Below are 13,583 nucleotides of genomic sequence, written 5' to 3' on the forward strand. Positions count from 1 at the left end.
GCGCCGCTACAGGAAGCGCTGCAGCACCTCGGTCAGCCGGTCGATGCCGACCGGCTTGACCAGGTGCTCGTCGAACTGCGCCGCCAGCGCGCGGGCTCGGTCGCTCTCCTGGCCGTAGCCGGTCAGCGCGACCAGTCGCACGCCCTGGCCTTCGGGCTGCTCGCGGATCAGGCCGGCGAGCTGGTAGCCGTCCACCTGCGGCAGGCCGATGTCCAGCAGGGCGAGCTGGGGCCGGAACTCCTTCAGCACCTGCAGCGCCGAGTCGGCATCCCCCGCGGTGCGCGCCTCGTAGCCGATCACCTGCAGCAGCTCGGCCAGCGTCTGCGCGGCGTCGGCGTTGTCGTCGACCACCAGGATGCGGCCGCCCCCGCCGTGCTCGCCGGTGGGGGCCGGCGCGGGCTCCGGCGCCGGCGCCGGTGCCGACCCGGACGGCGGCAGGCTCACCGTGAAGGTGGCACCCTGGCCCTCGCCGGCGCTATGCGCCCGCACCGAGCCACCGTGCCGCTCCACCATGCTGCGCACGATGGCCAGGCCCAGCCCCAGGCCGCCGGCACGCCGATCCATGGATTGCCGGCCTTGCACGAACAGGTCGAACACGCGCGCGAGCAGCTCGGGCGCGATGCCGCAGCCGGTGTCGCTGACCTCGATCTCCCAGCCGCCGCGCTCGCGCAGGCGCAGGGACACGGTGCCCGCGGGCGGCGTGAACTTGGCGGCATTGACCAGCAGGTTGCACAGCACCTGCGACAGCCGAACGAAGTCGCCGTCGACCATCGCCGGCCCGGCGGGCAGCTGCACCTGCACCGGCTGCGGCCGTGCCGCGAAGACCGGGCGGGTGAGTTCCAGCGCATTGGCCACCACCGCGCGCAGGTCGATCCGCTGCCAGTGCAACTGGACCTTGCCACTGGTGATGCGCGAGATGTCCAGCAGGTCGTCGATCAGGCGGGAGAGGTGGTCCACCTGGCGGCCGATCATGCGCCGCTCCTGCACGGCGGCATCGGGCTCGCGCCGCGCCATCAGCTGCAGGGCCGTGCTGATCGGCGCCAGCGGGTTGCGCAGCTCGTGCCCCAGCATGGCCAGGAATTCGTCCTTGGCGAGGTTGGCCGACTCGGCCTGCTTGCGCGCCGCTTCGGCCTCGGCGAACAGGCGCGCGTTGTCCAGCGCCAGCGCCGCCCGCCGGCCCAGGTCGAGCACCAGCGCCCGGTCGTCCTCGTCGAGCTTGCGGCCCGATTCCGCCTGCAGCACACCCATGGCGCCTATGGTGCGCCCCCGCGCCACCAGGGGCAAGATGAAATGCGAGTGCATGCCGAAGGCGCGGGTGAACTCGGCCGTTGCCGGGTCCACCTGGGCCTCGTGGAAGTCACCGTGGTGCGCATTGCCCGTGCGCACCACCCAGGCCATGCTGCCCACGGCATCCGGCGGCGCACGCAGCCGCCGCGCCATGGCCATCGCCTGCTCCGACCGGGCCGGGTCGCTGTGCCAGGCCAGCTTGCGCTGCAGCACGCCGTTCTCGTCCAGCAGGTCGATGCGGCACCAGTCGGCGATGTCCGGCACCAGCGTGCGCGCCACCGCCTCCAGCGTGGCCTGCGGATCCAGCGAGCGGGCCAGCCGCTCCCCCGCCGCCGCCAGCACTTCCATGCGGCGGCGCGCCGCCTCGGCTTCGCTGCGGGCGCGGCGCTCGGCCGCCAGCAGTTCCACCCGCTGGGTCACGTCGGTGCTGGCGCCCACCATGCGCAGGGGGCGCCCGGACCCGTCGCGCACCAGCTGGCTCCGGGTGGCGATCCAGCGCACCCGGCCGTCGGGCAGCAAGGTGCGGAACTCGACGGCATAGGGCGCCCGGCCGGCGAGCGCCTCGCCCATCGCCGCTTCCACCCGCGGCAGGTCTTCCGGCAGCACGCGCGAGCGGAACTCCGCCAGCCCGCCGATCTCGCTGCCGGGCTGCATCTCGTGCAGTTCGTACACCCCGTCGGACCAGCTCACCCGGTCGGCCACGATGTCCCAGTCCCAGATCCCCACGCGGCCGGCTTCCACAGCCATCCGCAGCACTTCCTCGCTGCGACGCAACGCCGCTTCCACGCGGCGGTGCTGCTCCAGCAGGCGGGCATTGGCCACCAGCGGCGCGGCCACCGCGGCGAATTCGGTGGCGAACGCCAGGTGCGTCTCATCGTGGCGGCGGCCCGAGCGGCCCATGAACAGCGTGAGCGCCCCCAGCAGCTCGCCGCGCCAGCGCATGGGCACCGTCAGCATGGAGGCGAAGGCCAGCTGGCGCATCAGGCGCAGCTCGTCCTCGCAGGCGGCGGCGCGGCGGTACCACGCCTCGCCGGTGTCCGCGTGCAGGGCCGGCTCGCCGGTGGACAGCGCGCACAGGTTGAGTTCGGGGTGGATGCGGCGCACCCAGCGGCTGGGCGACAGCAGCGCCTGCAGGTCCGGGGCCTCATGGGCGGCCGAGGTACGGCGAACGTCCTCGCCTTCGATCACCACGTCGAAGAACCCGAAGTCGGCCAGGAGGGGCAGGCAGGCGGCGATCGCCTGGCGCAAGGTCTCGTCGAAATCCGCGGCGCCGGCCAGCAGGCGGGCGACCCGGCCCAGCACGTGCCGCTGCTCGTCGGCCGCGATCGCCGGGGGCATGGACACCGTTTCCACGACCCGATTCTGGCCCAATCGGCCATTTCGCGCGTGCCCGGACCGGCCCGTTGTTGCCGGTCCGGCTCGTGCCGCTATAATTGCGGGCTTTGCCGGCATACCCCGACGGCCCGATCCACCTTTCCAGTCGGGGACCCCCGCCGCAAGCCCGATCTTCTTGCGGCACCTTCGAGATCATTGACCGATTCATGACGACCATTCGCGTTAAGGAAAACGAGCCGTTCGACGTGGCCCTTCGCCGCTTCAAGCGCACCATCGAGAAGCTGGGCCTGCTGACCGAGCTGCGTGCCCGCGAGTTCTACGAAAAGCCCACGGCCGAGCGCAAGCGCAAGAAGGCCGCGGCCGTCAAGCGCCACTACAAGCGCGTGCGCAGCATGCAGCTGCCCAAGAAGCTCTACTGAGCCGACGCGCGCCGGCGCCGCACCTGCGCGCCCGACCAGCCTGCCCGGGGACGCCTTGGCAGGCTTTTTTCGTTCCAAGACCGGGAGAAGCACCCATGAGCCTGAAGGACCGCATCAACGACGACATGAAGGCCGCCATGCGCGCCAAGGACACGTCGCGGCTGGGCACCATCCGCCTGCTGCAGGCCGCGCTCAAGCAGAAGGAAGTGGACGAGCGCGTGGAGCTGGACGACACGGCGGTGGTCGGCGTCGTCGACAAGCTGATCAAGCAGCGCAAGGACAGCATCGAGGCCTTCACCAAGGCCGGCCGCCAGGACCTCGCCGACAAAGAGGCCGCCGAAGTGCAGGTGCTGCAGGCCTACCTGCCGGCGCGCCTGTCGGCCGAGGAGGTCGCCGCCGAGGTGAAGGCCCTGGTGGCCGAACTCGGCGCCAGCGGCCCGGGCGACCTGGGCAAGGTCATGGGCGCCGCCAAGCAGCGGCTGGCCGGCAAGGCCGAGATGGCGCAGGTGTCGGCGGCGGTGAAGCAGGCGCTGGGCTGAGGCGAGGGTCGGCCGGCTTGGCGGCGCTACGAGCCGGCCACCTTCATGCGATTGACCAGCACCGACCCCACGGTCTTCGCCCCGTAGTTGTAGGTGTCCGCGCCCACCGCGTCGATTCCGAGGAACATGTCCTTCAGGTTGCCCGCGATGGTGATCTCCTGCACCGGGTAGGCGATCTCGCCGTTCTCGACCCAGAAGCCGCTGGCGCCGCGCGAGTAGTCGCCGGTCACGTAGTTCACGCCCTGCCCCATCAGCTCGATGACGAACAGGCCGGTGCCCAGCTTGCGCAGCATCTCCGGCAGGTCGTCGCCGGCCTGCGTCAGGCGAGAGGTCAGCGACAGGTTGTGCGAGCCGCCGGCATTGCCGGTGGTCCTCATGCCGAGCTTGCGCGCCGAATAGCTGGACAGGAAGTAGCCTTCCACGCGCCCGCCGTCGACCACCTTGCGGGCCGAGGTGCGCACGCCCTCCTCATCGAACGGCGAGCTGCCCTTGCCGCGCTTCTGGTGCGGGTCTTCCAGCACGTCGACATGGCCGGGGAAGACCTGCTTGCCCAGCGAATCCACCAGGAAGCTGCTGCGCCGGTACAGCGAGCCGCCGCTGACCGCCTGCACGAAGGCGCCCAGCAGGCCCGCCGCCAGCGGCGACTCGAACAGCACCGGGCATTCGCGGGTGGCGATCTTGCGCGACTTCAGGCGGGCCAGCGCGCGCTCGGCGGCGTAGCGGCCGACCGCCTCCGGCGCGGCCAGCTCGCCGGGCGCCCGCATCGACGAATACCAGGCATCGCGCTGCATGTCCGCGCCGCGGCCCGCGATCGGGGCCACCGAGATCGAATGCCGCGAGCTGGAGTAGCCGCCCCGGAAGCCGCGCGTGTGCGCGCTGAAGAAGTGGCTCTGCTGGGCCGAGACGCCGGCGCCTTCGCTGTTGGTGATGCGCTTGTCGGTGGCGAAGGCCGCCGCCTCGCACTCGAGCGACAGCCGGGCCGCCTCCTCGCTGGAGATCGGCCAGGGATGGAACAGGTCCAGGTCGGGCTGCTCGTCGGGGCCGGCGATGTCGCGCTCGTCCGGCAGGCCCGCGACCGGGTCTTCGGCCGTGAAGCGCGCGATGTCGTAGGCGGCCTGCACCGTCTGCTCGATGGCGGCCTCGGAGAAATCGGAGGTGCTGGCGTTGCCGCGCCGCTGGCCGACGTAGACGGTGACGCCCAGCGACTTGTCGCGGTTGCGCTCGACGTTCTCCAGCTCGCCCTTGCGCACCGACACCGAGAGGCCGCAGCCCTCGGATGCTTCGGCCGCGGCGTCGGTGGCGCCGAGCTTCTTCGCATGCGCCAGGGCCCGGTCCACCAGTTCCTCGAATTGCGCCCGGCTGTAGGAAAAGCCTTGTTCGGATCGGTTCGAGTCGCTGGAAGCTTGGTTCATGGCGAGGGCTATGATACTTGCGGCCGCCTGCACAGCCGGGCCGCGCCCACTCCCCACACCAATGGCACGCAAACCGAAAAAGGGCTACTTCGTGCGCGGGCAGTTCGTCGCCGAGGGCAGCGAGCTGGACCAGCAGCTCAAGGCCGAACTCAAGCAGACCGAGGGCAGCAGCAAGACCGATCTCAAGCGCGAGAGCAGTGAGCTGCAGAAGCTCGGCGAGGCGCTGATGACGCTGCGCGCCGACCTCTTCGAGCGCGTGGCGCTGCCCGACTCGCTGGTCGAGGCGCTGGCGCAGGCGCGCCGCATCACGTCCTTCGAGGGCAAGCGCCGGCAACTGCAGTACGTGGGCAAGCTCATGCGCGGGCTGGACGAGGACACGCTGGCCGCCGCGCGCAATGCGCTGGAAGAGCAGCGCCAGGGTTCGGCGCGCGACAGCCTGGCGCTGCACCAGGCCGAGCGCTGGCGCGACGAGCTGATCGACGACGACCAGGCGGTGCAGCGCTGGCTCGCCGAATACCCCGGCACCGACGGCCAGCAACTGCGCTCGCTGGTCCGGCAGGCGCGCAAGGACCGGCAACCCGATCCCGCGGCCGTCTCGCAGGGTCTGGCGCCCCGGCAGGGCCGCGCCTACCGCGAAATCTTCCAGATCGTCAGGGAGCAACTGCAGCATGAGTGACTTCGACAAGGTGCGCATCGGCATCGTCTCGGTCAGCGACCGGGCCTCGTCCGGCGTCTACGAGGACAAGGGCCTGCCGGCCCTGAAGGACTGGCTCGCGCGCGCCCTGAAGAACCCGATCGAGTTCGAGCCGGTCCTGATCCCCGACGAGCCCGAGCGCATCAGCGCGGCGCTGGTGGACCTGGTGGATGCCGGCTGCTCGCTGGTGCTGACCACCGGCGGCACCGGCCCGGCCCGGCGCGACGTCACGCCCGAGGCCACGCTGGCCGTCGCCGACCGCGAGATGCCCGGCTTCGGCGAGCAGATGCGGCAGATCAGCCTGCGCTTCGTGCCCACGGCCATCCTCTCGCGCCAGGTGGCGGTGATCCGCGGCGAGTGCCTGATCATCAACCTGCCCGGGCAGCCCAAGTCGATCCAGGAGACGCTGGAAGGGCTGAAGGACGAGCAGGGCAAGCCGGTGGTGCCGGGCATCTTCGCCGCCGTGCCCTATTGCATCGACCTGATCGGCGGCCCCTACCTCGAGACCAACGACGAGGTGTGCAAGGCCTTCCGGCCCAAGTCGGCCGTGCGCCCGCCGCGGGCCGCATGAACGCGCAGGAACTGGTCGCCCGCACGCTGGCGGACATCGCCGCGCGCGACCGGGACCTGGGGGCCTTCGTCGCCGTGTGCGACGCCGCGCAGGCCAAGCACGAATGCGAGCGCGCATTGGCCAGCGGCGGCGCGCTGCAGGGCCTGCCGGTCGGCGTCAAGGACATCCTCGACACGGCGGCGCTGCCGACCTGCTACGGCACGCCGCTGTTCGCCGGCCACCAGCCGCGCAGCGACGCCGCCATCGTGCAGGCGATCCGCCGCGCCGGCGGCGTGGTGGTGGGCAAGACCAGCACCACCGAGTTCGCCTTCCTGCATCCGACGGCCACGCGCAACCCGCGCGTGCCCGGGCACACGCCCGGCGGCTCTTCGGCCGGATCGGCTGCGGCCGTGGCCGCCGGCCTGGTGCCGCTGACGGTCGGCACCCAGACCGGCGGATCGGTGATCCGGCCGGCTTCGTATTGCGGCGTGGTCGGCTTCAAGCCGGGCTACGGCGCGCTGCCCACGCCGGGGCTCAAGCCGTTCTCGTGGTCCCTGGACACCGTGGGCCTGTTCACGGCCAACGTCGAGACCATGGCCCTGTGTGCGCAGGCGATTTCCGGGCGGCCGTGGGCCCAGGGCCTGGAGGACGGCGCGGCGCCGGTGTTCGGCGTCGCCTGGTCGTATCCGTGGGAGTCGCTGTCCGCCAGTGGCCGGACGGCGCTGGAGCGCGCCGTCGCGGCCCTGCGCACGGCGGGCGCCACCGTGCGCGAGGTCACCCTGCCCGCCTGGCTGGGCGAGGTCTTCTCGGCCCACGACGTGGTGCAGGGCTGGGAAGCCTCGCGCGCGCTGGCCGACGAATACGCGTTCGAGCGGGATCGCCTCTCGCCGACCCTGCGCGACTACCTGGCGCAGGCGCGCGGGGTCACCGACGCCGAGTACGCGGCCGCGCAGGACACGGCGGCCGCCGGCCGCGCCGCGCTGGGCGAGCTGTTCGACGGCATCGACGTGCTGCTCACGCCCAGCGCGCCGGACGAACCACCCCCCGGCTACGGCTCGACCGGCTCGTCCAGCTTCAATAGGGCCTGGACGCTGCTGCACGTGCCCTGCCTGGGCGTGCCGGGCGCCACCGGCGCCACGGGGCTGCCGATGGGCGTGCAGGCCATCACGCCGCCGGGGGAAGAGGCCCTGTGCCTGCGCGCCGGCTGGCATCTGCAGCAGGCGCTGGCGTAGGCCGGCGCAGCGCGCGCCAGCCGCGGCGCAGCAGCGGCCAGGCCAGCATCAGGATCACCACGACCATCAGCGTGGCCGACACCGGGCGCGAGAAGAAGACGGCCGGCGATCCCTCGCCGATGTTCAGCGCCTGGCGCACCGAGGTCTCCATCAGGTCGCCCAGCACCATGCCCAGCACCAGCGGCACGGCCGGCAGGCCGGACAGCGCGCACAGCCAGCCGAAGATCCCGAATCCGAAGGCCACCCAGGTGAAGTACAGCGAGTTGCCCAGCGAGTAGGAGCCGATGAAGCACAAGGCCAGGATCACCATGCCCAGCAGGCGCGGGTCCAGCTGCACGCACATCGCGACGTAGCGCACGAGGAAGACCAGCATCAGCAGGATCACCACGTTGAGCAGCAGCATGGACACCATGATCCCGCTGACCAGCTCGGGCTGTTCGCTGAACAGGTTGGGCCCGGGGAAGACGCCGTGCACCATGAAGACGCCCATGATGATGGCGGTGACCGCGTCGCCCGGGATGCCCAGCGCCAGCAGCGGCACCAGCGCCCCGCCGCTGACCGAGTTGTTGGCGGCCTCGGCCGCGATGATCCCGCGCGGGTCGCCCTTGCCGAAGGCCTCCGGGTCGTGGCGCTTGGCCTCGAAGTACGACAGCGAGGTCGACAGCGCGGCGCCCACCGCCGGCAGCACACCGATCAGGGTGCCGATGCCGGCCGACTTGGCCAGTGTGGACGGGTAGCGGAAGATCTCGCCCGCCTGCTTCAGGCTGAAGCCGGCCTGCTCCAGCTGGTCGCCGCGCTTGCGCTCGCGCGGCTTCATGCCCAGCAGCACGAAGGCCTGCGCCATGCCGAACACGCCGATCACCACGGCGCCCAGCGGCAGCCCGGTCATGAGCTGCGGGAACCCGAAGGTGAAGCGCTGCTCCTGCGAACTCGGGTCGATGCCGACGGTGCCAATGAACAGGCCCAGCCCCAGCATCAGCGCCGCCTGCGCCGTCCGACCCTGGTAGGCCTTGACCACGCAGACCAGCGCCAGCAGCGCCGCGGCGCTGAATTCCGCGGCCCCGAAGCGGCCGGCGAAAGCGGCCAGCGGCTTGGCCGCGAAGATCAGGAACACCGTGCTGGCGAGGCCGCCCACGAACGCGGATGTGAAGGCCAGCGTCAGGGCCCGCTGCGCCTCACCGCGCGCCGCCATCGGGTAGCCGTCGAACATGGTCATGATCGACGAGGCTTCCCCCGGGGTGCGGATCAGGATGGAGGTGACGGCGCCGCCGTAGAAGGCGCCGCAGTAGATGCCGAGCAGCAGCACCAGCCCCGCCATGTGCGACATGCCGTAGGTGATGGGCAGCATCACGGCGATGGCGACGCCCGGGCCGATGCCGGGCAGCACGCCGATCAGGATGCCGAGGGCAGCGCCGACCAGCAGGGACGCGAGCACGCCCCAGTGCATCACCGACTGCAGCCCGAGGAGCAGTTCGTTCATCAGGGACTCCTGGCGCGATCAGGCGCCGGGGATCAGGCTGGCCGCGGGGAACCAGACCTTGAAGCCGAGCACGAAGATGAGGTAGAGCGCCGTCGTCAGGCACACCCCGATGAGGGCCGGCACGCGCCAGCCCAGCCCGGAGAGCGCGCCCACGGCGAGCACGAACACGGCCGTCGCGATCGCGTAGCCCACCAGCGGCACGGCCAGCACGTACAGCACGTAGGCCACGAAGGCCAGCACCACCACGCGCCAGTGGGCCGCGGGCTCGTCGATGTCGTCGGTCGACAGGGAGGCGCCGCGTAGCATCCGGACGCAGTGGAACGCGGCGGCGATCGCCACCAGCGCGAGCGCGATCGAGGGGAACAGGGCCGGCGAGCGGTAGTAGGCCACCTCCTCCGGCATGCCGACGATCAGGCGCGGGGTCAGGGGCAGCAGGATGGCCGCGCCCAGCGCGAGCAGGCCGACGAAGCCGGCCGCCAGCCGGCGCTGGGCACGCTCGCCCAACTCCTGCGAAGCGATGCTCATGCGCAGGCTCCGCTTACTTCCTGATCAAACCCAGTTCGGCCATCACGGGCGACAGGCCGGCCTCGTCGGCCTTGATCTGCGCCGTGGTCGCGGCGGCGTCCTTCCAGAACAGCGGCGTGTTGATCTTCCTGGCCAGTTCCACCACCGACGGATCCTTCAGCGCCGCCTGCACGGCCGCGTCGATCTTCGCCTTGACGTCGGCCGGCGTGCCCTTGGGCACGAAGACGCCCTGCCAAACCAGCACGTCGAAGTCGTAGCCGGCCTCGCGCAGCGTGGGCACCGACGGCAGTTCTGGCAGGCGCGCCGGGTTGAAGGTCACGAGCGCACGCGCGTCGCCGGCGGCGATCGCGCTGCGGGCGGTGTTGTAGGGCGCCGTCACCAGGTCGGCATCGCCGGACTTGAGCTGCGCCGGGCCCGCCGGGCTGAAGGTGACGCCGCGGAAGGACCACTTCTTCTGGCCGCCCATGCGGTAGACGACCTGCGTCGGGACGGCGGCCGGGCCGAAGTGCCCCAGCACCAGCGGCTTGGAGGCCGTCTTCGCGTGGGCTTCCAGCTCCTGCATCGTCTTGTAGGGCGCGTCGGCCCGCACGATCAGCACGAAGCTGCTGGCGTTGAACAGCCCGATCGGCTCGAAGTCGGTGACCTTGTAGGGCGCGTTGCCGGCCAGCGGCTGGGTCAGCATGGGGCCCACGCTGTTGAACAGGATGGTGTAGCCGTCCGGCTTGGCGCGTGACGCCTCCGAGGTGCCCACCACGCCGGCGCCGCCGGGGCGGTTGATGACGGCCATGGGGACGCCCAACTGCCTGGACATCACGGGCACGATGGCCCGCGCCAGGATGTCCAGCTCCTGCCCGGCCGGCCACGGCACGACGGCTTCGATCGGCCGGTCGGGGAAGGCCAGCGCCGGCATGGCGGCCGCGGTGGCGATGAGGGCGGTGGCGATGGAAGCGAAGCTGCGACGGTTCATGGCGTGCGTTCCTTGTGGCTCGTTAGGTCGGTGTCTCTCTCGTGGTTCTCGGGCGCATGGGTCCGCCAGGGGCCGGCCTCCGCTGCGGCGCCCACGCCAGGCGGCGCGGGCAATTACCGCAAGGGGCGCCCACGCGCCTTGACGCGGATCATGTGGAGCGTGCGCCCGAACGTCTAATGAAGATTTGGGGCCGCAGCTATAACCAGAGTTCTCACTGCCACCGCGGGCGAGCCCGGGCCGGCGCACCGGAAAGTGCGCACCGTCCCCGCGCGATAAGACTTTCCGCGCCATAACGTTTCGCTCAGGGGCGATCGGCGAAAAGTCATTGGACGCCTGTCGCGCGGGTACGCGAGGATGCGGCCAATGGATCAGCCAGCTCCCGCACGGCCCGCAGCAACAGAAGCCGCCGTCAAGGTGGCGGCGCGCGGCCTGGTCAAGCGCTTCGGCGCGACGGTCGCAGCCGACCGCATCGACCTCGACATCCACGACGGCGAGTTCCTCACCTTGCTGGGCGCCAGCGGCTGCGGCAAGACCACGCTGATGCGGATGATCGCGGGCTTCGAACACCCGGACGCCGGCCGCATCGCGATCGACGGCCGCGACGTCACCGACCTGCCGCCGCGCGCACGCCACCTCGGCATGGTGTTCCAGCAGTACTCGCTGTTCCCCCACATGACCGTGGAGGAGAACGTCGCGTTCGGCCTGCGCGCCCAGGGCGCGAGCGACATCGCCGCGCGCGTGGGCGCCATGCTCGAACTGGTGCAGTTGCCGCACCTGCGCGACCGCCGCCCGGCGCAACTGTCCGGCGGCCAGCAGCAGCGGGTGGCGCTGGCGCGGGCCCTCGCCACCCGTCCCTCGCTGCTCATGCTTGACGAGCCGCTGGCGGCGCTGGACCTCAAGCTGCGCCGCCAGCTCCAGTCGGAACTCAAGCGCATCCACCGCGAGACCGGCACCACCTTCCTGTTCGTCACCCACGACCAAGAGGAGGCGCTGCACCTGTCCGACCGGGTGGCGGTGATGCGCGGCGGCCGCATCGAGCAGCTGGGCGACCCGCAGTCGGTCTACCTGCACCCGGTGAACGAATTCGTGGCCGACTTCATCGGCGACATCAGCTTCCTGGACGGCATCTACGACGCCCACGGCGGCTTCGAGCTGCCCGGCGGCGCCCGCGTCGAGGCCCCGCTCTCGCGCCCCGCCGGGCCCGTGCGGCTGGCCGTGCGGCCGGAGCAGGTGGTGCTGACCGACGAGCCCACCGGGCTGCCGGCGCTGGTCGCGGAAGTGGCGCCGGAGACCGGCAGCACCCTGCTGGGGCTGCACCTGGCCTGCGGCCAGAAGCTGCAGTCGCGGCTGCTCGGATTGCCGCCCGCCACGCTGGTGCCCGGCCAGCCGGTGCGGGTGCGCCTGGAACGCTGCACGCTGGCCTTCGGGGCCGGCGCATGACGGCGCTGCGCAGGGCCTCCCTGCCGGATCGCGCCACGCTGTGGCTGGCGCTGGCGCCGGCCTGCGCGCTGGTGCTGCTGGCCATGCTGGTGCCGCTGGCCGAGATGGCCGTCATCAGCTTCCGGCGCGAGAGCTTCGGCCAGATCCTGCCCGGCTTCACCCTGGCCAACTACGCCAGCCTGCTGGGCGGCCTGGCCAGCCTGCAGCTGTTCCTGCACACCTTTGCCGTCGCCGCCGCGGTGACGCTGCTGTGCGCCCTGCTCGGGTTCCCGCTGGCCACGGCCATCGCCCGCGCGCCGGCCCGCTGGCGCGGCCTGCTGTACTTCATGGTGGCGGCTCCGCTGCTGGTCAACACCGTGGTGCGCAGCTACGGCTGGCTGCTGATCCTGGGCCGCAAGGGCCTGCTCAACTCGCTGCTGCAGGCGGCCGGCTGGACCGGCGAGCCGCTGGCACTGACCGGCAACCTGACCGGGCTGGTGATCGGCGGCACGCAGGTGTTCCTGCCCTTCATGGTGCTGTCGCTGGCGACCTCGCTGCTCGCCCTCGACCGCCGGCTGATGGAGTCGGCCGAGATCCTGGGCGCCGGGCCGGCGCGCACCTTCGTCAGCGTCACGCTGCCGCTGGCCCTGCCCGGCCTGATCGCCGGTTCGGTGCTGGTCTTCAGCCTGATGCTGGGTGCCTTCGTCACCCCGCTGATCCTGGGCGGCACCGCGGTCAAGTACCTGTCGGTGGCGGTCTACACCGACGCCCTGGTGCTGTTCAACCTGCCGCGCGCGACCGCTTTGTCGCTGCTGCTGATGATCGCGGTGCTCGCCGTGTACGCGCTGCAGAAGCGCCTGACCCGCCGCGCGGAGGCGGCCCTCGCATGATGGCCGACCGGCTCTGGCGCTGGGGCGGCAACGCCCTGGCCGTCTTCACCTGCCTGTTCCTGGTGCTGCCGCTGGCCGTGGTGGTCCTGTTCAGCTTCAGCGAACGCTCGTTCTTCACCTTCCCGCCCAGCGGCTTCTCGCTGCGGTGGTACCAGGCGGCCTGGGACTCGGACCTGTTCCTGGTGCCGGCGCTGCGCAGCCTGGTGCTGGCCGCCGTCGCCACGCTGCTGGCCGCGCTGCTGGCGGTGCCGGCCGCGCTCGGCCTGCGTCGCATGGCCCCGGGGCGGCTGCGCTCGGCGCTGGAGTTCGCCTTCCTGTCGCCGCTGGTGGTGCCGGCACTGATCATCGGCATCGCCCTGCTCTACGCCTTCAACCGCACGCAGCTGCTGGACACGTTCACGGCGCTGGTGGTGTCGCACACGCTGATCGTGTTCCCCTTCATGTTCCGCGCCGTGCTCACCAGCGCGCTCGGGCTGAAGCAGGCGCTGATCGACGCTGCCGAGATCCTGGGCGCCTCGCCGGCGCTCACGCTGCGCCGGGTGGTGCTGCCGGCGCTGGTGCCCGGCATCGTGGCCGGCGGCATCTTCGCGGCCATCGTGTCGCTGGACCAGTTCACCGTCAGCCTGTTCGTCACCCAGTCCGAGCAGATCGTGCTGCCGGTCGCGCTCTACAAGTACCTGTTCGACGTCAACGACCCGGTCGCCGCGGCGGTGTCCACCGTGCTGGTGGTGTTCGGCCTGCTGGCCGCCATCGTCATCGACCGCCTCGGCTGGCTGCGCCACCTGGCCGGCGGCGGCGCCTGACCCTCGTTCCCTTGTTGCCACCCCCTGAGGA

The 13,583-nt window shown here is 71.6% G+C and carries 13 protein-coding genes; 8 read left to right on the forward strand and 5 right to left on the reverse strand.

Going from position 1 to position 13,583, the window contains the following annotated elements; translation table 11 throughout:
* Nucleotides 1-6: 6 nt before the first annotated feature.
* Nucleotides 7-2,640, reverse strand: coding sequence for an ATP-binding protein (locus VEC03_RS09430; RefSeq protein ID WP_324914617.1), 2,634 nt, complete (start codon nt 2,638-2,640; stop codon nt 7-9).
* Nucleotides 2,641-2,828: 188 nt separating this feature from the next.
* On the opposite strand from VEC03_RS09430, the gene rpsU reads away from it, so the two are divergent.
* Complete coding sequence (rpsU, locus tag VEC03_RS09435) at nt 2,829-3,041, forward strand: 30S ribosomal protein S21 (RefSeq protein ID WP_012346814.1); 213 nt, start codon at nt 2,829-2,831, stop codon at nt 3,039-3,041.
* A gap of 95 nt (nt 3,042-3,136) precedes the next feature.
* Nucleotides 3,137-3,580, forward strand: a complete 444-nt coding sequence (locus tag VEC03_RS09440; protein WP_324914626.1) for a GatB/YqeY domain-containing protein — start codon at nt 3,137-3,139, stop codon at nt 3,578-3,580.
* Nucleotides 3,581-3,606: 26 nt separating this feature from the next.
* Here the strand turns inward: VEC03_RS09440 and pmbA are convergent, their stop codons facing one another.
* Nucleotides 3,607-4,992, reverse strand: coding sequence for a metalloprotease PmbA (pmbA, locus tag VEC03_RS09445; RefSeq protein WP_324914628.1), 1,386 nt, complete (start codon nt 4,990-4,992; stop codon nt 3,607-3,609).
* Between the two features lie 61 nt (nt 4,993-5,053).
* Between pmbA and yjgA the strand changes: the two genes are divergently transcribed.
* From yjgA to VEC03_RS09460, 3 genes are read left to right on the forward strand one after another with little or no spacing between them, the layout of a single operon-like run.
* Nucleotides 5,054-5,668 carry a ribosome biogenesis factor YjgA gene (gene yjgA / locus VEC03_RS09450; protein WP_324914630.1) on the forward strand — a complete coding sequence of 205 codons (615 nt, stop codon included), beginning with the start codon at nt 5,054-5,056 and terminating at the stop codon, nt 5,666-5,668.
* Nucleotides 5,661-6,257, forward strand: coding sequence for a molybdopterin adenylyltransferase (gene mog / locus VEC03_RS09455; protein WP_324914632.1), 597 nt, complete (start codon nt 5,661-5,663; stop codon nt 6,255-6,257). The genes yjgA and mog overlap by 8 nt, the downstream gene beginning before the upstream one ends.
* A complete protein-coding gene (locus VEC03_RS09460) occupies nt 6,254-7,468 on the forward strand; it encodes an amidase (protein WP_324914633.1) in 1,215 nt (404 codons plus the stop codon). Before mog ends, VEC03_RS09460 begins: the two co-directional genes overlap by 4 nt.
* On the opposite strand, the gene VEC03_RS09465 is transcribed toward VEC03_RS09460, so the two are convergent.
* Genes VEC03_RS09465 through VEC03_RS09475 form a run of 3 tightly spaced genes read right to left on the reverse strand, consistent with a single transcriptional unit; the run spans nt 7,401 to nt 10,440 of the window.
* The gene (locus VEC03_RS09465) at nt 7,401-8,948 is read right to left on the reverse strand and encodes a tripartite tricarboxylate transporter permease (protein ID WP_324914635.1); all 1,548 of its coding nucleotides are present in this window, start codon (nt 8,946-8,948) and stop codon (nt 7,401-7,403) included. The two genes, VEC03_RS09460 and VEC03_RS09465, sit on opposite strands and share 68 nt — an antisense overlap.
* A gap of 18 nt (nt 8,949-8,966) precedes the next feature.
* Nucleotides 8,967-9,473, reverse strand: coding sequence for a tripartite tricarboxylate transporter TctB family protein (locus tag VEC03_RS09470; protein ID WP_324914636.1), 507 nt, complete (start codon nt 9,471-9,473; stop codon nt 8,967-8,969).
* A gap of 13 nt (nt 9,474-9,486) precedes the next feature.
* Nucleotides 9,487-10,440, reverse strand: a complete 954-nt coding sequence (locus VEC03_RS09475; protein WP_324914637.1) for a tripartite tricarboxylate transporter substrate binding protein — start codon at nt 10,438-10,440, stop codon at nt 9,487-9,489.
* A gap of 363 nt (nt 10,441-10,803) precedes the next feature.
* Here VEC03_RS09475 and VEC03_RS09480 point away from each other — a divergent pair, with 363 nt between their 5' ends.
* Genes VEC03_RS09480 through VEC03_RS09490 form a run of 3 tightly spaced genes read left to right on the forward strand, consistent with a single transcriptional unit; the run spans nt 10,804 to nt 13,552 of the window.
* Nucleotides 10,804-11,880, forward strand: a complete 1,077-nt coding sequence (locus VEC03_RS09480) for an ABC transporter ATP-binding protein (RefSeq protein WP_324914639.1) — start codon at nt 10,804-10,806, stop codon at nt 11,878-11,880.
* A complete protein-coding gene (locus VEC03_RS09485) occupies nt 11,877-12,749 on the forward strand; it encodes an ABC transporter permease (protein ID WP_324914641.1) in 873 nt (290 codons plus the stop codon). Before VEC03_RS09480 ends, VEC03_RS09485 begins: the two co-directional genes overlap by 4 nt.
* On the forward strand, nt 12,746-13,552 hold the full coding sequence (locus VEC03_RS09490; RefSeq protein WP_324914643.1) for an ABC transporter permease: 807 nt from the start codon (nt 12,746-12,748) through the stop codon (nt 13,550-13,552). Before VEC03_RS09485 ends, VEC03_RS09490 begins: the two co-directional genes overlap by 4 nt.
* Nucleotides 13,553-13,583 lie beyond the last annotated feature (31 nt).

The sequence above is a fragment of the Ramlibacter sp. genome (assembly GCF_035627355.1).
Classification (GTDB): Bacteria; Pseudomonadota; Gammaproteobacteria; order Burkholderiales; family Burkholderiaceae_C; genus Ramlibacter.

Coding starts and splice junctions, on each gene's coding strand:
- yjgA (WP_324914630.1), top strand. CDS start 5,054: ATGGCACGCAAACCGAAAAAGGGCTACTTCGTGCGCGGGCAGTTCGTC.
- VEC03_RS09490 (WP_324914643.1), top strand. CDS start 12,746: ATGATGGCCGACCGGCTCTGGCGCTGGGGCGGCAACGCCCTGGCCGTC.
- VEC03_RS09465 (WP_324914635.1), bottom strand. CDS start 8,948: ATGAACGAACTGCTCCTCGGGCTGCAGTCGGTGATGCACTGGGGCGTG.
- VEC03_RS09480 (WP_324914639.1), top strand. CDS start 10,804: ATGGATCAGCCAGCTCCCGCACGGCCCGCAGCAACAGAAGCCGCCGTC.
- mog (WP_324914632.1), top strand. CDS start 5,661: ATGAGTGACTTCGACAAGGTGCGCATCGGCATCGTCTCGGTCAGCGAC.
- rpsU (WP_012346814.1), top strand. CDS start 2,829: ATGACGACCATTCGCGTTAAGGAAAACGAGCCGTTCGACGTGGCCCTT.
- VEC03_RS09475 (WP_324914637.1), bottom strand. CDS start 10,440: ATGAACCGTCGCAGCTTCGCTTCCATCGCCACCGCCCTCATCGCCACC.
- VEC03_RS09470 (WP_324914636.1), bottom strand. CDS start 9,473: ATGAGCATCGCTTCGCAGGAGTTGGGCGAGCGTGCCCAGCGCCGGCTG.
- VEC03_RS09485 (WP_324914641.1), top strand. CDS start 11,877: ATGACGGCGCTGCGCAGGGCCTCCCTGCCGGATCGCGCCACGCTGTGG.
- pmbA (WP_324914628.1), bottom strand. CDS start 4,992: ATGAACCAAGCTTCCAGCGACTCGAACCGATCCGAACAAGGCTTTTCC.
- VEC03_RS09460 (WP_324914633.1), top strand. CDS start 6,254: ATGAACGCGCAGGAACTGGTCGCCCGCACGCTGGCGGACATCGCCGCG.
- VEC03_RS09440 (WP_324914626.1), top strand. CDS start 3,137: ATGAGCCTGAAGGACCGCATCAACGACGACATGAAGGCCGCCATGCGC.